Annotated in this window: 14 protein-coding genes; 2 read left to right on the top strand and 12 right to left on the bottom strand. The window is 73.9% G+C overall.

Translation table 11 applies throughout. The features are described 5' to 3' along the window. Nucleotides 1–326 precede the first annotated feature (326 nt). Genes treZ through glgX form a run of 3 tightly spaced genes read right to left on the bottom strand, consistent with a single transcriptional unit; the run spans nucleotide 327 to nucleotide 6,480 of the window. The gene (gene treZ, locus O7613_RS08430) at nucleotides 327–2,060 is read right to left on the bottom strand and encodes a malto-oligosyltrehalose trehalohydrolase (protein ID WP_281589912.1); all 1,734 of its coding nucleotides are present in this window, start codon (nucleotides 2,058–2,060) and stop codon (nucleotides 327–329) included. Beyond that, nucleotides 2,057–4,357, bottom strand: a complete 2,301-nt coding sequence (gene treY / locus O7613_RS08425; protein ID WP_282293113.1) for a malto-oligosyltrehalose synthase — start codon at nucleotides 4,355–4,357, stop codon at nucleotides 2,057–2,059. Before treY ends, treZ begins: the two co-directional genes overlap by 4 nt. A 2-nt stretch (nucleotides 4,358–4,359) precedes the next feature. Beyond that, nucleotides 4,360–6,480, bottom strand: coding sequence for a glycogen debranching protein GlgX (glgX, locus tag O7613_RS08420; RefSeq protein ID WP_282293111.1), 2,121 nt, complete (start codon nucleotides 6,478–6,480; stop codon nucleotides 4,360–4,362). A gap of 292 nt (nucleotides 6,481–6,772) precedes the next feature. Here glgX and O7613_RS08415 point away from each other — a divergent pair, with 292 nt between their 5' ends. Next, complete coding sequence (locus O7613_RS08415; RefSeq protein ID WP_282293109.1) at nucleotides 6,773–8,170, top strand: glycosyltransferase family 4 protein; 1,398 nt, start codon at nucleotides 6,773–6,775, stop codon at nucleotides 8,168–8,170. A gap of 180 nt (nucleotides 8,171–8,350) precedes the next feature. Here the strand turns inward: O7613_RS08415 and O7613_RS08410 are convergent, their stop codons facing one another. The 4 genes from O7613_RS08410 to O7613_RS08395 all read right to left on the bottom strand — a co-directional run bounded on the left by O7613_RS08410 (nucleotide 8,351) and on the right by O7613_RS08395 (nucleotide 13,478). Then, nucleotides 8,351–9,634 carry a citrate synthase gene (locus O7613_RS08410; RefSeq protein WP_281589920.1) on the bottom strand — a complete coding sequence of 428 codons (1,284 nt, stop codon included), beginning with the start codon at nucleotides 9,632–9,634 and terminating at the stop codon, nucleotides 8,351–8,353. Between the two features lie 239 nt (nucleotides 9,635–9,873). Then, nucleotides 9,874–11,916 carry a sulfatase-like hydrolase/transferase gene (locus tag O7613_RS08405; RefSeq protein ID WP_282293107.1) on the bottom strand — a complete coding sequence of 681 codons (2,043 nt, stop codon included), beginning with the start codon at nucleotides 11,914–11,916 and terminating at the stop codon, nucleotides 9,874–9,876. Continuing rightward, nucleotides 11,909–13,324, bottom strand: a complete 1,416-nt coding sequence (locus O7613_RS08400) for a methyltransferase domain-containing protein (RefSeq protein ID WP_282293105.1) — start codon at nucleotides 13,322–13,324, stop codon at nucleotides 11,909–11,911. The genes O7613_RS08405 and O7613_RS08400 overlap by 8 nt, the downstream gene beginning before the upstream one ends. A 4-nt stretch (nucleotides 13,325–13,328) precedes the next feature. Then, nucleotides 13,329–13,478 (bottom strand): hypothetical protein, encoded by a 150-nt coding sequence (locus O7613_RS08395; RefSeq protein WP_281589926.1) that lies wholly within the window; start codon nucleotides 13,476–13,478, stop codon nucleotides 13,329–13,331. A gap of 183 nt (nucleotides 13,479–13,661) precedes the next feature. Here O7613_RS08395 and O7613_RS08390 point away from each other — a divergent pair, with 183 nt between their 5' ends. Further along, entirely contained in the window at nucleotides 13,662–14,060 is a 399-nt protein-coding gene (locus tag O7613_RS08390) for a VOC family protein (protein ID WP_282293103.1), read from the top strand. Between the two features lie 78 nt (nucleotides 14,061–14,138). Here O7613_RS08390 and O7613_RS08385 read toward each other — a convergent pair whose 3' ends face one another. From O7613_RS08385 to O7613_RS08365, 5 genes are all read right to left on the bottom strand, one after another. Next, on the bottom strand, nucleotides 14,139–14,879 hold the full coding sequence (locus O7613_RS08385) for a helix-turn-helix domain-containing protein (protein ID WP_282293101.1): 741 nt from the start codon (nucleotides 14,877–14,879) through the stop codon (nucleotides 14,139–14,141). Nucleotides 14,880–14,979: 100 nt separating this feature from the next. Beyond that, a complete protein-coding gene (locus O7613_RS08380; RefSeq protein WP_282293099.1) occupies nucleotides 14,980–16,197 on the bottom strand; it encodes a glycosyltransferase in 1,218 nt (405 codons plus the stop codon). 3 nt (nucleotides 16,198–16,200) lie between these two features. Further along, nucleotides 16,201–18,522: a glycosyltransferase family 39 protein gene (locus tag O7613_RS08375; RefSeq protein ID WP_282293097.1), complete on the bottom strand. Its 2,322-nt coding sequence runs from the start codon at nucleotides 18,520–18,522 to the stop codon at nucleotides 16,201–16,203. A gap of 45 nt (nucleotides 18,523–18,567) precedes the next feature. Beyond that, nucleotides 18,568–20,103: a HAMP domain-containing sensor histidine kinase gene (locus tag O7613_RS08370; RefSeq protein ID WP_282293094.1), complete on the bottom strand. Its 1,536-nt coding sequence runs from the start codon at nucleotides 20,101–20,103 to the stop codon at nucleotides 18,568–18,570. Next, nucleotides 20,081–20,836: a response regulator transcription factor gene (locus O7613_RS08365; protein WP_281589934.1), complete on the bottom strand. Its 756-nt coding sequence runs from the start codon at nucleotides 20,834–20,836 to the stop codon at nucleotides 20,081–20,083. The genes O7613_RS08370 and O7613_RS08365 overlap by 23 nt, the downstream gene beginning before the upstream one ends. Between the last annotated feature and the right edge of the window lie 128 nt (nucleotides 20,837–20,964).

Below are 20,964 nucleotides of genomic sequence, written 5' to 3'. Positions count from 1 at the left end.
CAAATATTCGAGCCGTCCCCCAAAGACCACCCCCACCCCACAAACACCCTCAATGCCGTGATCATGAAGTTGACGGCAGTGTTGATCTCCGCCGATGCCGCCAACTTCATGATCACGGCCCCGGGAGTGGGTGGGTGGGTGGGTGGGTGGCACCGGGCGTGAGTCGTTCACGACATCAAGTTTGTAGGCAGGGCGTCAACGACCTCGCCGGCCCGCGGCGAGCCGCCCGACACCTGGTCACGCACGTTGACGCAGGGCCCGAACCTCAATGGTCCGACCGGCGCAGCCGGATCGGCGAACAGGAAGCCGCGCCGCAGCCGCGAGGCTCAGAGCGACACGATCGCCGCGCTCTCGGCGGGCAGTTGGAGGCCGTCGCGCATCACGGTGACGCCCTCGGAGGTGGCGAGCAGCACCCGACGCACCACCCCGGGCAGGTTGACCCGCTGCGGCCGGTCGGCCAGGTTGGCCACCACGAGCGTGTCGCCGCGCCGCATCACCAGGAACTGGTCGCCGTGACGCACCTCCACCCGGTGCAGCCGGGGGTCGGACAGGTCGGGTCGGGACTTGCGCAGCGCGATCAGCCGCCGGTGGAACTCGTACATCTCGCGGTGCTCGGGTTTGTCCAGTTCGGCCCAGTCGAGCCGGGACCGCGTGAACGTCTGCGGGTCCTGCGGGTCGGGCACGTCGTCGGTGGCCCACCCGTGCGCGGCGAACTCCCGTCGGCGGCCGGTGGCGACCGCCACCGCCAGCTCCGGCTCGGGATGGCTGGTGAAGAACTGCCACGGCGTGGTCGCGGCCCACTCCTCCCCCATGAACAGCATCGGGGTGAACGGCGCGGTCATCAGCAGCGTGGCGCCGACCCGCAGCATCCCGGCCGAAAGCGTGGCGGAGATCCGGTCGCCGGTGGCCCGGTTGCCGATCTGGTCGTGGTTCTGGAGGTACGCGACGAACCGGTGGCCGGGCGTGCGCTGGCGGTCCACCGCGCGGCCGTGGCTGCGGTTGCGGAAGCTGGACCAGGTGCCGGCGTGGAAGAACGCGCCGGTCAGCACGTCGGTGAGGCACTCCAGCGAGCCGAAGTCGGCGTAGTAGCCCTGCCGCTCGCCGGTGAGCAGCGTGTGCAGGGCGTGGTGGGCGTCGTCGTTCCACTGGGCGTGCAGGCCGTAGCCGCCGGCCTCGCGCGGGGTGATCAGCGTCGGATCGTTCAGGTCGGACTCGGCGATCAGCGACAGCGGCCGGCCCAGGGCCGTGGACAGCGCCTCGACCTCGGCGGCCACCTCCGCCAGCCAGTGGGTGGCACGGCCGTCCGGCATGGCGTGCACGGCGTCCAGCCGCAGCCCGTCGACATGGTAGTCGCGCAGCCACATCCGCACGCTGTCGACGATGTAACGGCGTACGCCGTCGGAGTGCGGGCCGTCCAGGTTGACCGTGCGGCCCCAGGTGTTGCTCTGCTCGGCGAGGTAGGGCGCGAATCGCGGCGCGTAGGCCCCGGAGGGCCCGAAATGGTTGTAGACGACGTCGAGGATCACCCCCAGGCCCTTGGCGTGGGCGGCGTCGACGAACCGCTTCAGGCCGTCCGGCCCGCCGTAGGGCTCGTGCGGCGCATACCAGCAGACCCCGTCGTAGCCCCAGTTGTGCTCGCCGTTGAACGCGTTGACCGGCAGCAGCTCGACCAGGTCGACACCGAGGTCGACCAGGTGGTCGAGCCGGGCGATCGCGGCGTCGAACGTGCCCTCCGGGGTGAACGTGCCGACGTGCAGCTCGTAGAGGACGCTGCCGGGCAGTTGCCGGCCGGTCCAGGCGCGGTCGGTCCAGGCGAACGCCGACTGGTCGTACACCCGGCTGGGTCCGTGCACGCCGGCCGGCTGCCAGGCCGACCGGGGGTCGGGCAACGCCTGCTCGTCGTCGTCGAGCAGGAAGGCGTAGTCGGTGCCCGGCCCGGCGTCGGGCGCCTCGACCCGCCACCAGCCGTCCCGCCCCGGACGCAGCTCGTGGTCGGCGACGCCGGGCAGGCGCAGCCGTACCCGGGCGGCCTCGGGCGCCCACACCGTGAACTCGGTCATGCGGCGGCCTCCACAAAGTCGATGGGCGCGAGGAGGGCGACGGGATAGGTGCTCAGCAGATCATCCAGGAGCAGCTCAGCACCACTGTAGACCCGTCCGGTGAACAAGTCGGCACACTCGTGAACGGGCAGTGACAGGGTGGTGTCCCGCCAGCCGCCGGCGCGGGCCAGCCGCAGCGGCAGCCGGGTCGCCACTGCTACCGCGCCGCCCCGGTCGAACGCCACCGCGTGCGCGGCGGCCGGGCCGCGCGCCGGCACCGGCCGGTAGCCGCCGAACAGGTCCGGGCGGTCGCGGCGCAGCCGCAGCGTCCGGGACACCACGAGCAGCTTGGCCGCTCCGTCGGCGGCCACCGCGGGCCGCCAGCCGGCGTCGAGCCGGGCCAGCACCTTCCGGCGTACGGCGAAGTCGACCGGGCGGCGGTTGTCCGGGTCGACGAGCGAGTTCTCCCACAGCTCGGTGCCCTGGTAGGTGTCGGGCACGCCGGGCATGGCGAGCTGGACCAGTTTCTGCCCGAGCGCGTTGGACCAGCCGGCCGGGGTGATCTCGGCGGCGAACGCGGTGATCTGGGCGTGCAGCTCCGGGTCGTCGTACATCCGGTCGACCAGGGCGTGCATCTCGTGCTCGAAGGCCGGGTCCGGGTTGGCCCAGCTCGTGCTGACCGACGCCTCCCGGGCGGCCTTCTCGGCGTACCCGTGCAGCCGGTCCCGCTCGATCGGCCAGGCCCCGACGGCGGTCTGCCAGAGCAGGTGGGCCAGCGCGGGGTCGGCCAGCGGCGCCCGGGACATCCAGTCGGCGACCCGCTCGGCCCAGCGGCCCGGCATCTCGCTCAGCACGGCCAGCCGGGCGCGGACGTCCTCGCCGCGCTTGGTGTCGTGGGTGGAGAGCGTGGTCATGCTCGCCGGCCAGCGCACCTGGCGGGCGGTGGCGAAGCGGTGCAGCTCGGCCGGCGGCACGCCGAAGTGGGCGGGGCTGCCGCCCACCTCGTTGAGCGCCACGAACCGGCTCCACCGGTAGTAGGCGGTGTCCTCCACGCCCTTGGCCATCACCGCGCCGGTCAGCTGCGGGAACCGGGCGGCCAGCTCGTGGCCGGGCTCGCGGAGCCGGGCGGTGACCTGGTCCAGCACGCCGGTCAGGTCCGGGCGGCGGCGGCCGGACTCGCTGCGGGCGGCGGCGAGGTGCCGGGCGCCCTCGGGCGGGTAGCCGCGGTAGACCGGGTAGCAGGCCGCCAGCTCGGCCAGGGCGGCGCGGACCTGCTCCCCGGGCAGCTCGGGCACGAGCGCGGCGAGGCGGGTCAGCTCGGCGGCGAGCAGCCGGGTGGCGGCTTCCAGCTTGGTGGCGTGGGTCAGGTCCGCCCAGGAGGTGTGCCGTCCGGTGAGCCGACCGTCGAGCGCGGTGAAGTCCGGTTCGGCGTCCGGGTCGACGAAGAGCCCGCTGACGGCGGCCAGCGCGTCATAGCCGGTGGTGCCGTCGACCGGCCAGTCCGGCAGTTCCTCGCCGTACTCCAGGATCTTCTCCACCACCAGCCAGCGGTCCGGCGCGGCGGCGCGCAGCCAGGCCAGGTAGCCGGCCGGGTCGCGCAGCCCGTCCGGGTGGTCGACCCGGATGCCGTCGACGTCCCCGGCGTCGACCCAGCGCAGGACCTCCGCGTGGGTGGCGTCGAAGACGGCCCGGTCCTCCACCCGCAGCCCGGCCAGGTCGGAGACGGCGAAGAACCGCCGGTACGTCAGCTCGGTGTCGCCGCGCCGCCAGTTCACCAGCTCGTAACGCTGCCGGTCGTGCACCTGCCGGGGCGTGCCGTCGCCGGTGCCGTCGGCGACCGGGAACCGGTGCTCGTGGTAGCGCAGCTCCCCGTCGACGAGCTTGAGGTCGTCGAGCGCGTCGGGGGCGTCGGCGAGCACCGGCAGCAGCAGCCGGCCCCGGTCCCAGTCGATGTCGAACCAGTCCGCGTACGCCGAGTCGCGCCCCCGCCGCAGCACGTCCCACCAGGCCGGGTTGGCCGCCGGCCGGGCCACCCCGGCGTGGTTGGGCACGATGTCCACGACCAGCCCGAGCCCGGCCGCGCGCAGCGCCCGGACCAGCCGCCGCCGGCCGGCCTCGCCGCCCAGCTCCGGGTTGACCGCGCGGTGGTCGACCACGTCGTAGCCGTGCGGCGAGCCGGGCGTGGCGGTGAGCAGGGGCGCGGTGTAGAGGTGGGTGACGCCGAGCCCGGCCAGGTAGTCGGCCAGGTCGGCGGTGGCGGCCAGGTCGAAACCGGGGCGCACCTGCACGCGGTAGGTCGAGCGGGGGGCGTCGGGCATGGTCAGGGCGTCCTCTCCAGGACCAGCAGCGAGCGGTCCGGTACGCAGACCGTGCCGGCGGCCTCCACCACTGTCGTCTTCTCCGGATCCGGTTCCGCGGTGCTGATCACCAGCTCCCACCCGGGGCCGAACTCCTCCCCGGGCAGCGTGAAGTCCAGCGGCGCGTCGTGCGCGTTGAACAGCAGCAGGAAGGAGCTGTCCCGGTGGCGCTGGCCGTACTGGCCGCGTTCCGGGATGCCGTCGCCGTTGACGAACAGGGCCACCGAGCGGCCGAAGTCGTTGCCCCAGTCCTCGCCCGTCATCTCCCGGCCGTCCGGGGTGTACCAGGCCAGGTCGGGCAGGCCGGAGCCGGCGGCCCGACCGCCGACCGGCAGGCCGGTGAAGAACCGGCGGCGGCGGAACACCTGGTGCCGGTTGCGGAAGTCGGTGAGCCGCCGCACGAACGCGAGCAGCTCGTCGTCCGCCCTCTCCCAGTCCACCCACGCCAACTCGCTGTCCTGGCAGTAGGCGTTGTTGTTGCCGCGCTGGGTGCGGCCCAGCTCGTCGCCGTGCCCGAGCATCGGCACGCCCTGCGACAGGATCAGCGTGGCCAGGAAGTTGCGCCGCTGCCGCTCCCGCAGCGCGCGTACGCCCGGGTCGTCGGTGTCGCCCTCGACGCCGCAGTTCCAGGACCGGTTGTGGCTCTCCCCGTCCCGGTTGTCCTCGCCGTTCGCGTCGTTGTGCTTGTCGTTGTAGGAGACCAGGTCGGTGAGCGTGAACCCGTCGTGGCAGGTGACGAAGTTGATGCTGTGGAACGGACGGCGCCCGTCGTCCTGGTAGAGGTCGGCGGAGCCGGAGATGCGGGACGCGAACTCGGCGAGCGTGGCCGGCTCGCCGCGCCAGAAGTCGCGTACGGTGTCGCGGTATTTTCCGTTCCACTCGGTCCACTGCGGCGGGAAGTTGCCCACCTGGTAGCCGCCGGGGCCGATGTCCCACGGTTCGGCGATCAGCTTCACCCGGCCGACCACCGGGTCCTGCTGCACCACCTCGAAGAACGTGGAGAGGCGGTCCACCTCGTAGAACTCGCGGGCCAACGTGGCGGCCAGGTCGAACCGGAAACCGTCGACGTGCATCTCGGTGACCCAGTAGCGCAGCGAGTCCATGATCAGTTGGAGCGAGTGCGGGCTGCGCACGTTGAGACTGTTGCCGGTGCCGGTGTAGTCGACGAAGTACCGCCGATCCTCCTCCGACAGCCGGTAGTAGCTCGGCGTGTCGATGCCCTTGAAGCTCAGCGACGGCCCGAGGTGGTTGCCCTCGGCGGTGTGGTTGTAGACCACGTCGAGGATGACCTCGATGCCGGCGGCGTGCAGCGCCTTGACCATGCCGCGGAACTCCTGCACCTGCTGCCCGAGCCGGCCCAGCGCCGAGTAGCCGTGGTGCGGGGCGAAGAAGCCGATCGTGTTGTAGCCCCAGTAGTTGCGCAGGCCCAGGTCGACGAGGCGGTGGTCGTGCACGAACTCGTGCACCGGCATCAGCTCGACCGCGGTCACCCCGAGCCGCTGGAAGTGCTCGATCATCACCGGCGAGGCGATCGCCGCGTACGTGCCGCGCAGTTCCTCCGGGATGTCCGGGTGCCGCATGGTCAACCCGCGCACGTGCGCCTCGTAGATCACCGAGTGGTGGTAGGGCGTGCGCGGCGGCTTGTCGTTGCCCCAGTCGAAGTACGGGTTCACCACCACCGACTTCGGCATGTGCGGCGCCGAGTCGGCGGTGTTCATCAGGTCCGGGTCGCCGCCCACCTCGTAGTCGTAGACCGCCGGGTCCCAGGCGACCTCGCCGTCGACCGCCTTCGCGTACGGGTCGAGCAACAGCTTGTGCGGGTTGCACCGCAGCCCGATGGCGGGATCCCACGGCCCGTGCACCCGGTAGCCGTAGCGCTGACCCGGCTCGACTCCCGGAATGTAGGCGTGCCAGACGTACGCGTCGACCTCACGCAGCTCGACCCGCCGCTCGGTGCCGATGTCCCACTCGTCGAACAGGCACAGCTCGACCCGCTCCGCCACCTCGGAGAAGATCGCGAAATTGGTGCCCATCCCGTCGTAGGTGGCGCCGAGGGGGTAGCTGTCGCCCGGCCAGACCTGCATGTCGCTCCTTCGGGCCATGATCATGAGCGCACCGGACGGGCGGCCGGCACACACGCCGATGATGCCCCGCCGCACCCGCCACCAATCCACCCGTTCGGACGGTAGACCCGAACGCCCCGGGTGTCGTCCGTCACGATCGTCCATTTCAAGATGCGGGTTCGGCCCGGATGCACTTTCCTGGACCGCGGACGTGCGCCCGCGCGGGTCCACCCCGGCCGTTCGGCCACCCTCACCGCTGTCCCCCGCCGTCACCGACGCCGGCGTGTCCCCCCATGCATGGACGGAGATCGACGTGACCTCTCTGCGGGTCGGCGCGCAGACCGCCACCGCGACGGACCGGCTCCACCGGCCCACCCTCACCTCCCGCCCGACCGCGCCGCCGCAGCCCGGCGGCGCGCCCCGGACCCGGCGCATCCTGATGCTGTCGTGGGAGTACCCGCCGGTGCTCGTCGGTGGCCTCGGCCGCCACGTGCACGCGCTCTCCGTCGCCCTGGCCGCCGCCGGGCACGAGGTCACCGTCGTCACCCGGCACGCCGAGGGCGCGCCCCTGGAGGAGTACGCCGACGGCGTGCGGATCGTCCGCGCCGCCGAGGACCCGGTGCGCTTCCCCCTCGCCACCGACTCGCTGCTGGCCTGGACCATGGCGTTCAACCACACGCTCACCCGGGCCGCCCTGCGCGCCGCCCAGTCCGGCGCGTACGACGTGATCCACGCCCACGACTGGCTCGTCGCGCACACCGCGATGACGCTGCGCGAACACCTGGACGTACCGCTGGTGACCACCGTCCACGCCACCGAGGCCGGGCGGCACCAGGGCTGGCTGCCGGCGGAGATGAACCGCACCATCCACGGCGTCGAGCACTGGCTGACCGGCGAGTCCGGCCGGGTGATCGTCTGCTCCGGCTACATGCGCGACGAGGTCGGCGCGCTGTTCGGCGTGGAACCGTCCCGGGTCGACGTGGTCCCCAACGGCGTCGAGGCGCACCGCTGGCGGGCGCCCGCCTCGGCCGTCGCCGCCGCCCGGGCCCGCTTCGCCGCCGACGGCCCGCTCGTCACCTTCGCCGGCCGGCTCGTCTACGAGAAGGGCGTGCAACACCTGCTGGCCGGGCTGCCCCGGCTGCGGGACCGGCACCCCGGGCTACGCGCGGTGATCGTCGGCGACGGCCCGTACCGCGCCGAACTGGAGGCCGAGGTGCGCCGGCTCGGACTCGGCGACACGGTGCGCATGCCCGGCTTCCTCGGCGGCACCGACCTGCCCGCGGTGATGGCCGCCTCGGACTGCTTCGTGGTACCCAGCGTCTACGAGCCCTTCGGCATGGTCGCGCTGGAGGGCGCCGCCGCGGGCGCGCCGCTCGCGGTGTCGCGCACCGGCGGGCTGGCCGAGATCGTCGAGCCGGGCGTCACCGGGATGACGTTCGCCCCGCAGGACCCGGAGGCGCTCGCCGGGGCGGTCCACGCGGTGCTGGCCGACACCGACCGGGCCCGCGCGCTGGCCCGCCGCGCCCGCGCCATGGTGCACGAGAGGTACGCCTGGTCGGCGATCGCGTCCCGCACGGCCGCCGCGTACGCCGCCGCCATCGCCGGCGATCCGGCGTTCACCGCCGCCCGCGCCGAACAGCGCATGGCCGCCGGCCACACCCGCCCCGCTCTCCCCGCCGGCAACCTGCTCACCGCCGCCGGTTTGCGGTAAGGCGGGGGCCCCGCTTAACGCTTCCGGTAGAGGCGGGGGCCCCGCTTAACACCCCAGCGCTCCGGAGCACGGGAAAGGCCGCCGACCCCTGCACGGGGTCGGCGGCCTCACTCGTCGGCGGTGGTTAAAAAGGGGCCCCGCCTATACCGCAGGCGTTAAGCGGGGGCCCCGCCTTACAGCTCAGCGGTTGGTGGCGGGGAGGTACTGCCGCTCGGGGGCGCCGGTGTAGAGCTGCCGCGGACGGCCGATCTTGGTCTCCGGGTCGTTGATCATCTCGCGCCACTGCGCGATCCAGCCGGGGAGCCGGCCCAGCGCGAACAGCACCGTGAACATCTTCGTCGGGAAGCCCATGGCCTTGTAGATCAGGCCGGTGTAGAAGTCCACGTTCGGGTAGAGCCGCCGGGAGACGAAGAAGTCGTCGTCGAGCGCGATCTCCTCCAACTGCATCGCGAGGTCCAGCAGCGGGTCCGGCTTGGCCATCCGGTCGAGCACGTCCTGGGCGGCCTTCTTCACGATCGCGGCGCGCGGGTCGTAGTTCTTGTAGACCCGGTGCCCGAAGCCCATCAGCTTCACGCCGTCCTGCTTGTCCTTCACCTTCTGTACGAAGGAGCGGACGTCGCCGCCGTCGGCCTGGATCTTCTGGAGCATCTCCAGCACGGCCTGGTTGGCGCCGCCGTGCAGCGGGCCGAACAGCGCGTTCACGCCGGCCGAGACCGAGGCGAACAGGTTGGCGTTGCTGGAGCCGACCAGCCGCACGGTCGAGGTGGAGCAGTTCTGCTCGTGGTCGGCGTGCAGGATGAACAGCATGTCCAGCGCCCGGGCGACCACCGGGTCGACCTCGTACTCCTCGGCCGGCACGCCGAACGTCATCCGCAGGAAGTTCTCGACGTAGCCGAGCGAGTTGTCCGGATAGAGCAGCGGCTGGCCGATCGCCTTCTTGTAGGCGTACGAGGCGATGGTGGGCACCTTCGCCATCAGCCGCACGGTGGACATCTCCACGTGCTCGGAGTCGAACGGGTCCAGGCTGTCCTGGTAGAAGGTCGAGATGGCGCTCACGGCCGAGGAGAGCACGGCCATCGGGTGCGCCTCACGGGGGAAACCGTCGAAGAAGCGGCGCATCTCCTCGTGCAGCAGCGAGTGCCGCCGGATCCGCTCACTGAACTCGGTGAGCTGCGCCTGGGTCGGCAGCTCACCGTAGATCAGCAGGTAGGAGACCTCCAGGAAGGAGGACTTCTCGGCCAGTTGGTCGATCGGGTAGCCGCGGTACCGCAGGATCCCGGCGTCGCCGTCGATGTAGGTGATCGCGGACGAGCAGGACGCGGTGTTGACGAACCCGGGATCGTACGTGGTCATCCCGGTTTCCTTGAGCAGTTTGCTCACCCCGATGCCGGCGGGGCCTTCGACCGCGGACTGCACCGGCATCGACAGCTGCCCACCGGGGTGGTCGAGCTTGACTTCCGTCATCTGTTCCTCGCTTCGCCGGCAAGATCTTCGTTGAATTGCCTTCGCTTCTACCGTAATCACGGTGCGGGGGACAACGCCCGGCGTGGTTTCGCGGTGAGGTATGCGTCACCTCATTCCCGACTTGCCGGGGCGGAAACCGGCAGCGGCCGGGGCGGATGCCGGCAGCGGCCGGGGCGGATGCCGGCAGCGGCCGGGGCGGATGCCGGCAGCGGCCGGGGCGGATACCGGCGGGGACGCGGTCAGGACAGCGTGAGGCGGCGCAGCGCGCCCCCGGCGTCGACCCGGTAGAGGTCGAGGCGGTTGGCGCCGGCGACGAAGAGCCGGTCGTCGGGGAGGAATGCGGCGAACCGCCGCCCGCCGGCGTCCGGTGGCACCACCGGCACCACCGCGCCGACCGTCCCGTTGACCGCGACCGCGAGCCGGGTGCCGTCCGGCACCGAGTCGGGCACGGTCCCCCAGACCAGCGCGGGCAGCCCGCGCGCCGGGTCGACCGCGTCGAACGCGGCGCGGTTCGCCACGGTGGCCGTCCCGCCGGCCGGCGCGTTCCCGACCCGCCTGCCGACGAGCGGGTCGGCGGGGGGCGGCGGCACCGGCGCGGGCACCCCGCCGGTGATCGTCACCGGCTGCCCGGGCCGGTCGTAGAAGCGCTTGTCGGTCCGCTGGCGCGGGGCGGCCTCGGCGGAGACGCCGTCCATCCGCCAGGGCACCCGGATGTGGGTCTCGTCGGCGATGGTGGGCAGCAGGTCGACGTGTTCCCAGTTGCGGTCGTCCACCCGGCCGGCATGCTGGCCGGGCTCCTTGACGAACATCGGCACCCAGGCCACCTGGTTGGCGGCGTGGTCGATGGCGCCCATCCCGCGTCCCTGCCAGTCCTGGCGGAAGCTGACGCCGTGGTCGGCGGTGACCAGCAGCAGCGCCTGGTCGTAGAGACCGGTGGCGCGCAGCGTACGCAGTGTCTCGCCGATCAGCCGGTCGGTGTAGCCGAGTTGGGCCAGGTGCCGGGCCCGGGCCAGGTCCACCCAGCCGGCGCCGTCGTTGGGCAGGTCCTCCGGCGCGTCGTAATGCGCCCCCGACGGCAGGTACGCCCACGGCGAGTGCGGCATCAGCAGGTGCAGGAAGTGCAGCGTGGGGCGGTCGGCGGGGCGTAGCCCGGCGAGGAACGAGGTGAACCGGGCGGGCTGGTTGTCGTCGAGGGTGTCCCACCGGAACTTCGGGTCGTCGGGCACCGGCTCGGCGGCGTCCAGTCCGGCCTCGGCGGCGGTCTGTTCCCGGTAGGAGTCCTCCGGGTCGACCTGGCTGTCCACCGGCGCGGCGAGTTGGCGCAGCAGTTTGCCACTCTCCCGGGCCAGCACCCCGAATCCCTGTGGCGGGCTGGCCGGTTGCTCGCAGCGGCTGGGCGGGCAGAGCCGGGTGATGCTCTCCTCGGCCTTGATCTGGTAGAGGCCGCCGAGCGCGGTGAACAGGTTGTCCGGGTACTGCGAGTAGTGCGGCGCCACCGCCCGGTCGGGGTACCGGCCGCTGAGCATCGCCGGCAGCGCGTAGGGCGTCCAGCCGCTGACCCCGGTGGCGTTGCGGTACCAGGTCGATCCGTCGGCGAGCGCGGCGAAGTTCGGGTAGCGGGTGGCGTCGATCCGCCCGTCCGGGCCGAGCAGCGACACCAGCGGCAGCTCGTCCAGCACGATCATCACCACCGGCGGGTGGGCGCCCGCCCCGGCCACGCCGGCCGTGCCGCCGTCGCCCCTCGGCAGCACCACCGCGGAGGCCGGCGACGCGAACAGGAACAGCCCGACGAAGACCACCGGGCCGACCGCAGCCACCCGCAGCACCCGGCGCAGCGCCCGCCACCGCCGGTGCGCGACCGCCGCGGCGGCGCCGGCCCCGCCGGCCACGACCAGCAGCGGTACGCCCCGCAGCGGCGTGAGGTGCCGGCCGACCTGGACCGCGAGCGCGGCGAGCAGCAGCCCGACGAGCGCGGTGTGCACCGCGGCACGGATGGCCCGGCCGCCGAGCAGGGACAGCGCGCCGAGCGCCGCGACCGGCAGCGTGGGCGCCACCGCGATCAGGGCGACCAGGAGCAGCACGTCGCCCCGGGAGGCCCGGTGGAACAGGAAGAAGTCGGGGCTGCGCCCGAGCACGTCCAGCAGCGGCTGGGTGACCACCAGGCCGATCAGCGCCACCATTTCCGCCAGCCGTGCCGCCTCGGCCCGCCAGGCGACCCGCCGTCGGGGCGTCCCGGTGCCGGCGGGGCGCTCCCGCGGCGGCGCGAGGGTGCCCTCAGCCACCCACCACCACCTGGTGGAGGGTGCGGGTGCCGGACGGCAGTTCGGCGCGCGCGACCACCCGTCCGTGCCGGGCCAGCAGCGCCTCGAACACTTCCGGCCGGTAGTCCGGGAAGAGTCCGTCCGGCTTGTTGGCCAGCAGCCGGCGGGCCATCGGGTCGTCGGGGTGGACGAACTCGACGACCAGGCTGCCGCCGGTCTCGGTGAGCACGGCGAGCTGGTCCACCACCTCGGGCAGCGGCACGTTCCGGCCGATCGCCAGGTGGTGCGTCACGGCGAGGGCGAGCACCACGTCGGCGCGGGCCCGGTCGGCGAACGCGGCCCGCTCGACGCCGCGCCAGCCGCCGCCCGGAGTGGGATCCGCCAGGTCCATCACCAGCGGCAGGATCCGCTGCTCCCCCTCGTCGCGCAGGGCGCGGTAGAGGGCGTCGACCACCGCCGGGTCCTGCTCGACGGCGACCACGTGCGCGGCGTGCCGGGCGGCGATCCGGGCGTACCGGCCGTCGTTGGCGCCCAGGTCCAGGGCCGAGCCGGGCGCGGTGGCGGCCATCGCCCGGTCGACGAACGCCTCCTTGACCTGCCGGTCCGGCACGGAGTACGCGCAGGTGCGCTGGTAGTCCGACCAGTGAGTGTCGCCGGGCCGATGGTCGAGCCGGCGGATCAGTCGGGTCAGCCCGCGTACCGTGGCCAGGGCCAGCTCGCGGGAGAACCCGGCGGCGCGCAGCTGGGCGCGGACGTCGCTGGTGCTGGCGCGTGCGTTGCGGGCCTGCATGGCGCCGTGCAGGTGCACGTGGGTGGGCACGCCGGCGCGCCAGCGGCGGGTCCCGGCGAACAGCCGGCGCATCTGGTCCGGTTCGACGCCGTCGACGCGGGCCCGCAGGAACGGCTGGAAGTCCAGCCCGAGGTGGGCCTGGATGAGCAGCGGGTAGAGCAGGGTCTGGCAGAACTGCCGGTAGCCGGCCCAGGGTTCGCCGTCGCGGTGCGCCTCGAACGAGCCGACGTCGATGAAGACCGGCCGGGCGCCGCGCCACTGCACGTTGTAGGCCGAGCCGTCCTTGGTGGTGAAGCCGGCGTTCAGGGCGGCGCGCAGCACGTCCAGGTGCAGCAGCGCCGCGTCCCGCAGCATCGCGTACGACCATTCGTAGGGGTGCGAGACGAACGGGATCCGGTCGTGGCGCAGCACCGCGGCCCAGGGCGCGTCGACCGGGGTCGGCGTCAGCTCCTCGGTGCCGACGACGTGGCCGGCGGCGGTGAGGTCGCGGAAGAAGTCGGTGGCGGACAGCGCCTGCCAGTCGCGGGCGGATCGTTCGTCGAGCCCGCGCAGCACCTCCGCGCCCCGGTGGTAGACCCGGTTGCCGGGGTCGCGGAAGGAGCCGGGGTCGACGCGGAGGGCGGTGTCGGGGACCGTCACGCCGTCAGCCCCGGTCGGTGGGCTGGCGACGGAACCGGGTCACCAGGCGCCGCCAGTAGAGCTTGGCGGTGACGGCCACTCCGGCCACCCCGCCGACCACCGCCTGCACGATGAGACTGCCGGATCCCGCGTCCAGGTAGGCCAGGTGCGTCACGGCTGCTTTCCCTTCCTTCGCCGGTTCATCGCTGTCCGCCCGGTACGCGAGTTTGATTGCGCAAAGGCCGGACTCGTCCCCTACGGTACGCGGTCGACCGGATACGCGCGGGCACACCGGGCACTCCTCGCCCGTCCGATCCGTTCAAGACGGCCGGCGCCGCCCCGGCCTACCGTGGCGGGCATGACACTGCAGTTCGATCTCGTCGGGACGGTCGTCACCGACATGGGCCGCTCTCTCGACTTCTACCGCCGACTGGGGCTGCCGGTGCCGGCCGGCGCCGAGGCGGAACCGCACGTGGAGATCACCCTGCCCAACGGCGTCCGGCTGGCCTGGGACACCGTCGAGACGATCCGGAGTTTCCATCCCGGCTTCACCGCGCCCACCGGCAGCCCCCGGATGAGCCTCGCGTTCCGCTGCGCCGACCCGGCCGAGGTGGACCGCCGGTACGCCGAGCTGACCGCCGCCGGCCACCACGGGGAGCTGCCGCCGTGGGACGCCTTCTGGGGGCAGCGGTACGCGGTCCTGCACGACCCGGACGGCAACGGCGTCGACCTGTTCGCGCCGCTGGCCACCGACTGATCCAGCGCCTGGAGGCCGACTGACCCAGCGCCGGGAGGTTGACTGATCCAGCGCCGGGAGGCGGCGCCGGCCGCACGCTCAGTCGACCGGCGGGCTGAGCAGCCGGGTCGGCGGCACCCCGGCCAACTCCCGCACGTCGCGGGTGAGGTGCGCCTGGTCGGCGTACCCGGTCCGCACGGCGGCCTCGGCGAGCGGCACCCCGGCCCGGGCCAGGCCCAGCGCGCGGCCCATCCGCAGGATCCGGGCGAGCGTCTTCGGGCCGTACCCGAAGAGGGCCCGGCTGCGCCGGTGCAGGGCGCGCGGGCCGAGGTCGACCTCGGCGGCGGTCGCGGCGACCGTCGCCCCGGCGGCCAGCCGGGCGGCCACCCGGACGCCGAGTGGGTCCGGCCCGCCGGCCGCCCGCAGCCGCGCGCCCGCCATCTCCTCCAGGATCGCGGCGCCCGCCGCCGATCGGCCCGGCCACCCGGCCGGGTCGCCCGGGCCGGACACCGCCGCCTCGACCCGCTCGGCCAGATCGTCGGCGGCGCCACCCCACACGTCGGCAAGCGGGACGCGGCGGTTCCGCAACTCCTCGGCGGGCAGCCCGAACACCGCCGGCCCGACGCCCGGGGGCAGGCGCAGACCGATCCACCGCTCCCCCGGCGCTGACGTGGACAGGTGCGCGGTGCGGTCCGGCCCGGCCACCAGCAGCCCCGCCCGACTGGACCAGAGCAGGTCCAGGCACCCGTCCGGCAGCACCCGCACCGGCCCGGCCCCGGACGCGACGCTCGTCCACACCGTCGCCCCGCGCAGCCGCCCCGCCTCACGTTCCCGGTACACGTACCCACCCTGCCACCGCCCGCCGACGATCATGAAGTTGGCGTCACCCCGTCCGGGGCGTGTCGGGACGGCAAGCTCATGATCGACGGCGGCCGTCTCCTCAGCGGCGATGGTGCATGGCCAGGCGGAGCAGGAGGAAACGCAGGGCGGTGGCGGTCAGGTTCGCCGTCACCAGGACGGCCAGTTCCGCGGCCCGGGACGCGGTCGTGGTCGCGTGCAGGACGGCCAGGGCCCCGGAGGTCAGGGCCAGGCCGAGCGCGAACGCGAGCATCCCCTGGAGGTGGTGCCGCCCGGCGTGCCGGCGGCCGGTGACGCCGAAGGTGAGCCGCCGGTTGGCCGCCGTGTTGGCCACCGCGGTCAGCAGCAGCGCCAGCAGGTTCGCCGGTTGCGCCCCGAGCGGGCCGCGAGCCGCCACGAAGAGCAGGAGGTACGCCAGCATGCTGGCCACCCCCACGGCGGCGAAGCGGGTGAGCTGGCCGGGCAGCCCGACCGGCACCTGCGCCGCCGGAAGCGGCGCGCGACCCAGCTGGGAACGCAACCGGGCCAGCGGCAACGCGCCGGTGAGCAGCGCCCGGCCCAGCCGTCCGATGCCGCGCAGGTCGGCCAGCGCGGTGGCGACGATGTCGACCCGGCTGTCCGGGTCGTCCACCCAGTCCACCGGCACCTCGTGGATCCGCAGCCCGGCCCGCTGCGCCAGGACCAGCAGCTCGGTGTCGAAGAACCAGCCGGTGTCCTGGACCAGCGGCAGCAGCTCCGCCGCCACGTCGGCGCGGATCGCCTTGAAGCCGCACTGCGCGTCGGAGAAGCGCGCCGCGAGCGCGCCGCGCAGCAGCAGGTTGTAGCCCCGTGAGATCACCTCCCGCTTGGCGCCCCGGACCACCCGGCTGGCCCGCGCCAACCGGGTGCCGATGGCCAGGTCGGAGTGGCCGGACAGGAGCGGGGCGACAAGCGGCAGGAGCGCGGCCAGGTCGGTGGAGAGGTCCACGTCCAGGTACGCGAGCGCCGGCGCGGGCGACGCGGACCAGGCCGCCCGCAGCGCCCGTCCGCGCCCCTTCTCCGCCAGGTGCAGCACCCCCACCTCGGGCAGCTCGCCGGCGAGCGCCTCGGCCACCGCCCGGGTGCCGTCGGAGCTGGCGTTGTCGGCCACCGTGATCCGGAACGGGTACGGGAAGTGCGCGGTCAGGTGCGCGTGCAGCCGCCGTACGCAGGGGCCGAGGTCGACCTCCTCGTTGTGGACCGGGACCACCACGTCCAACACGGCGGTGGCGTCGGTGGGCCGGGCGTGCACCGCGGCCCGGGGCTCGGACGTACGGGTCATGGCTCAGCCCTCGCTGCTCAGGTCGTAGACGGTGGCCCCGTCGACGGTGGTCGCGGTGAAGGTCTCGGCCACCCAGGCGGCGATCTCGGCCGAGGCGCTGCTGCCGCCGTTGGCCCGGAACCCGCCGCCCCCGATGAAGTAGTGGATCTTCCCGGCGTCGACGTACCGCTGGAACTGTTCGAGCGTCGGCGACGGGTCGCTGCCGTTGAAGCCGCCGATCGGCATCACCGGCTCGCCGGTGGCGAGCTGGTAGCCGGACGCGTTGTTCGAACCGACCGTGGCCGCGACCCAGGTGTAGTCCGACGCGTCGGCCGTGAGCAGTGCGGTCATCTCGGCGCTCGGCTCGCGGGCGTCGAGCAGCCCACCCATGCCGCCGCCGCGCGAGCCGCCACCCCCGACCTGGCCCGCGCCACCGTCCTGGCCCGTGCCGCCGTCCGGGCCCGCGCCACCGTCCGGGCCGCCGGGGACACCCGAAGCCTGGCCGCCGCCCGGAAAACCCGGACTCCCGCCGTTCTGACCCGCGCCGTTCTGACCGCCGGGGAAGCCGGGGAACGCGCCGTTGCCGCCGGCGGGGAACCGGGGGAACTCCCCACCGCCCGGGCTCCGCCCACCGGGGAAGCCGCCCCGGCCGGCGGGACCGAAGCCGCCCGCCACGAAGGGACCCGCGCTGGGGATCGAACCGGTGTGCGGGGTCGCCGCGGTCTGCCACGCGTACGCCGCCGGCCCCGCCATCCCCACCGCCACCCCCACCACCGCAACTCCCGCCACCACCCACCGCGTCCACCGCCGGCCCGCCCGGCCCGGGGTGACCAAGGAGTTCGCGTCGCCGCCCGGCTCGCTTCCCGACGCGAACTCCTTGGTCACCGGAAGGGTCCGGGGGGTGCGGAGGTCGAGGAGGGCCAAGAGGGCGGCCGTCGTCAGCGCGGTGGCCAGGATTGTGGGGCGCAGCCACGGGTGCCAGTCGGGGGTGCGGCCGAGCAGGCGCCACGACCACCAGGCGGTGGTCGCGAGCGTGCCGGCCAGGATCAGCGTGGCGGCGTATCCACGCCATCTGCCCGGCGCGGTCCGGGCCCGCCAGAGCATGGTGACCCCGATGCCGACGAGCGCGCCGACGGCCGGCGCGAGGGCGACCGTGTAGTACGCGTGGAAGATGCCGGACATGAAGCTGAAGATCAGCCCGGTGACCAGCAGCCAGCCGCCCCAGAGCAGCAGGCCGGCCCGCCGCCGGTCGGTACGCGCCGCCCGGCCGGCCAGCCACAGGCCCGCCACCAGCAGGATCAGCGCGGCCGGCAGCAGCCAGGAGATCTGCCCGCCGACCTCGGTGTCGAACATCCGCAGCAACCCGGCCTGCCCGGAGAACGGTCCCCCGCCTCCGCCGCCCGGCCGGCCGCCCCCACCGACGCTGCCCACCTCGTCGCCGGTGATCCGGCCCAGGCCGTTGTAGCCGAGCGTCAGCTCCAGGATGCTGTTGTGCTGCGAGCCGCCGATGTACGGGCGGGCGCTCGCCGGCACCAGCTCCACGAGCGCCACCCACCAGCCGGCGGAGACCAGCACGGCCAGACCGGCCAGCAGGAGCTGGCGGATCCGCCGTCCGGGGCCGGTCGGCGCGGCCAGCAGGTAGACCCCGGCGAGGACCGGGAGCACCAGGAACGCCTGGAGCATCTTGGTGAGGAAGCCGAAGCCGACGAGCACGCCGGCCAACGCGAGCCACCGGGTGCTCGCCGTCTCGACCGCCCGCACCGTCGCGTACGCGGCGGCCACCAGCAGGAACACCAGCAGCGCGTCGGGGTTGTTGAACCGGAACATCAGCGTCGCCACCGGGGTGAGCGCGAGGACCGCACCGGCGAGCAGCCCGGCGGCCGGGCCGTACCAGCGGCGCACCGAGGCGTACAGCACGCCGACCGAGGCGACGCCGAGCAACGCCTGCGGCACCAGGATCGACCAACTGCTCAGCCCGAAGACGCGCACCGAGAGGGCCATCAGCCAGAGCGAGGCGGGCGTCTTGTCCACGGTGATCGAGTTGGCCGCGTCCGAGGAGCCGTAGAGGAACGCCGTCCAGCTCTCCGAGCCGGCCTGCACCGCGGCGGAGTAGAACGCGTTGCCCCATCCCGAGGCGCCCAGGCCCCACAGGTAGAGGAGCCCGGTCGTCACCAGCAGGGCGAGCAGGGCCGGGCGGGCCCAGCGCGGGTCACGACCGGCCGGCGGGTCCGCCGGGGTCGGCGTCGGCCGGGGTACGGGGTGGGCGGCCGGATCGGTCGCGGGCGGACCGGTCTCGGGGGCGGTCGCGCCCGGGCCACCGGTCAGCAGGCTCTCGGTTCTGTCCATGCCGGCAAGCTTCGGAGCGCCCGCTGGCCCGCCCCCGTGAACGACCTATGCGTCCGCTGTGGATCGCGGCAGCCACACCGTGAACGCGGTGCGGCCGGGATCGCTGGCCACCTCGACCCGGCCGTGGTGCGCCTCCACCACGGCGGCCACGATGGCCAGGCCCAGACCGGTGCTGCCGTGCGCCCGGGAACGGGAGCTGTCCCCGCGGGCGAACCGCTCGAACACCTCCGCCTGCAGGTCCGCCGGGATGCCCGGTCCGTCGTCGGTGACCTGGAGCTCGACGCCGTCCGGGACCGCCGCGAGGCGGGTGGTCACGGCGGTGCCGGCCGGGGTGTGCACCCGCGCGTTGGCCAGCAGGTTCCCCACCACCTGGTGCAGCCGGTGGGGGTCGCCGGTGACGGTGAGCGGCTCGTCGGGCAGTTCGAGCTGCCAACGGTGCTCCGGTCCGGCCACGTGCGCGTCGCTCACCGCGTTCACCGCCATCGCGGTGAGGTCGACCGGCTCGGCGGTGAGCGGACGGCCGGAGTCCAGGCGGGCGAGCAGCAGCAGGTCGTCGACGAGGCTCGTCATCCGGGTGCTCTCCGACTCGACCCGACGCAGCGCGTGCGCCACGTCCGGCGGCACCTCCTGCCGGCCACGCCGGGCCACCTCGGCGTAACCCCGGATCGCGGCCAGCGGCGTGCGCAGCTCGTGGCTGGCGTCGGCGACGAACTGGCGTACCCGGGTCTCGCTCGCCTGCCGGGCGGCGAGCGCGGCGGCGACGTGGCCGAGCATCCGGTTGAGCGCGCCGCCGACCTGCCCGACCTCGGTACGCGGGTCGGTGTCGGCGGCCGGCACCCGGACCGACAGGGCCACCTCGCCCCGGTCCAGCGGCAGCTCGGTGACCCGGGCGGCGGTCGCGGCGACCCGGTTCAGCGGGCGGAGCGTGCCCCGGACGATCAACGCGCCGAGGCCGCCGGCGATGACCAGGCCGGCGCCGATGACCCCGGCCTGGGCCACGAGCATCCACATCACGGTCTCGTCGACCTGGGCCGTCGGGATCGCCAGGACCAGCACGTCGCCGTCGCCGCGCGGGGAGGTCACCGCGATGGCCCGGAAGTCTCCCCGGTCCCCGACGTCGACCGTGCGGGGACGGTCGTCGGGGGTCACCGTGGCCAGGTCGGCCAGGTCGGCCGCGGACACCGACTCGGTGGCGCCGCTCTCGGTCCGGACCTGCCCGGAGGGGCCGCCGGTGGGTGGCACCCGGGCCGCGATCGAGCCCGGCGGGAAGCCTCCCGGCGGCGCCGGCGCCGTCTCGCCGGCGGGCGGTACGGGCGGGGCCACCTGGTTGGGCCGGGTCGGGTCGACGCCGCGGCGGGCCCAGCGTTCCAGGTCGGCCGGCCGGCGGTCGCCGAAGGTGAGCTGGTTGTCGATCTGGCCGATCAGGAAGTGCCGCAGGGCGACCGTGGTCAGGCCGCCGATGCCGACGCTCACCAGCGCCAGCAGCGCCACCACGGAGAGGACCAGGCGGCGGCGCAGCGACCAGCCGGCCAGCCGCCGCCGCAGCCGCCCGCCGAGGTCACTGTGCGGGCTTGAGGACATAGCCCGCGCCACGCAGCGTGTGGATCATGGGTGTCCGGCCCGCGTCGATCTTCTTGCGCAGGTACGAGATGTAGAGCTCGACCACGTTCGCCTGGCCGCCGAAGTCGTAGTTCCACACCCGGTCCAGGATCTGCGCCTTGCTCAGCACCCGGCGGGGGTTGCGCATCAGGTAGCGCAGCAGCTCGAACTCGGTGGCGGTGAGCGTGATCAGGTCGTCGCCGCGGCGTACCTCGTGGCTGTCCTCGTCGAGGCTGAGGTCGCCGACGGTGAGCACCGCCTCCTCCCGCGCGGCGACCGCGAACCCGGTGCGGCGCAGCAGGGCGCGCAGCCGGGCGATCACCTCCTCCAGGCTGAACGGCTTGGTCACGTAGTCGTCGCCGCCGACGGTGAGCCCGGCGATGCGCTCCTCCACCGCGTCCCGGGCGGTCAGGAACAACACCGGCACGCTCGGTGACTGCTCGCGCAGGCGGCGCAACACCTGGAACCCGTCCAGGTCCGGCAGCATCACGTCGAGCACGACGGCGTCCGGCCGGAACTGGCGGGCCGTGCTGATCGCCGCCATCCCGTTGCCGGCGGCGGCCACCTGCCAGCCCTCGTAGCGCAGGGCCATCGAGAGCAGGTCGGTGAGCGTCGGCTCGTCGTCCACCACCAACACCCGCACCGGCTCACCGTCGGGTCGGCGCAGCTCGATGCGGCCCTGCGCGGCCTGCCCGTTCATGACCATGCTCCCCATCGTGGGCGCACCCGCTGTACCGGCGCTGTCCCGATCCTGTGTACCAGCTGTGCCCGTGGCGCGCGGCGCATCCGGGCGGGTCGGTCGCCGTACACCCTCGCGGTTTGCACAGCTCGGGGCGTGGGTAG

Origin of the sequence: Micromonospora sp. WMMD975 (assembly GCF_029581215.1) — a bacterium.
Lineage (GTDB): Bacteria > Actinomycetota > Actinomycetes > Mycobacteriales > Micromonosporaceae > Micromonospora.
This window is presented reverse-complemented; position numbering and strand designations above follow the sequence as displayed.

Bases quoted from the DNA above. Each gene is read 5' to 3' on its own strand.
- O7613_RS08380 (WP_282293099.1), bottom strand. From the start codon at position 16,197: ATGACCCGTACGTCCGAGCCCCGGGCCGCGGTGCACGCCCGGCCCACC.
- glgX (WP_282293111.1), bottom strand. From the start codon at position 6,480: ATGCAGGTCTGGCCGGGCGACAGCTACCCCCTCGGCGCCACCTACGAC.
- treY (WP_282293113.1), bottom strand. From the start codon at position 4,357: ATGCCCGACGCCCCCCGCTCGACCTACCGCGTGCAGGTGCGCCCCGGT.
- O7613_RS08390 (WP_282293103.1), top strand. From the start codon at position 13,662: ATGACACTGCAGTTCGATCTCGTCGGGACGGTCGTCACCGACATGGGC.
- treZ (WP_281589912.1), bottom strand. From the start codon at position 2,060: ATGACCGAGTTCACGGTGTGGGCGCCCGAGGCCGCCCGGGTACGGCTG.
- O7613_RS08370 (WP_282293094.1), bottom strand. From the start codon at position 20,103: ATGTCCTCAAGCCCGCACAGTGACCTCGGCGGGCGGCTGCGGCGGCGG.
- O7613_RS08375 (WP_282293097.1), bottom strand. From the start codon at position 18,522: ATGGACAGAACCGAGAGCCTGCTGACCGGTGGCCCGGGCGCGACCGCC.
- O7613_RS08365 (WP_281589934.1), bottom strand. From the start codon at position 20,836: ATGGGGAGCATGGTCATGAACGGGCAGGCCGCGCAGGGCCGCATCGAG.
- O7613_RS08410 (WP_281589920.1), bottom strand. From the start codon at position 9,634: ATGACGGAAGTCAAGCTCGACCACCCCGGTGGGCAGCTGTCGATGCCG.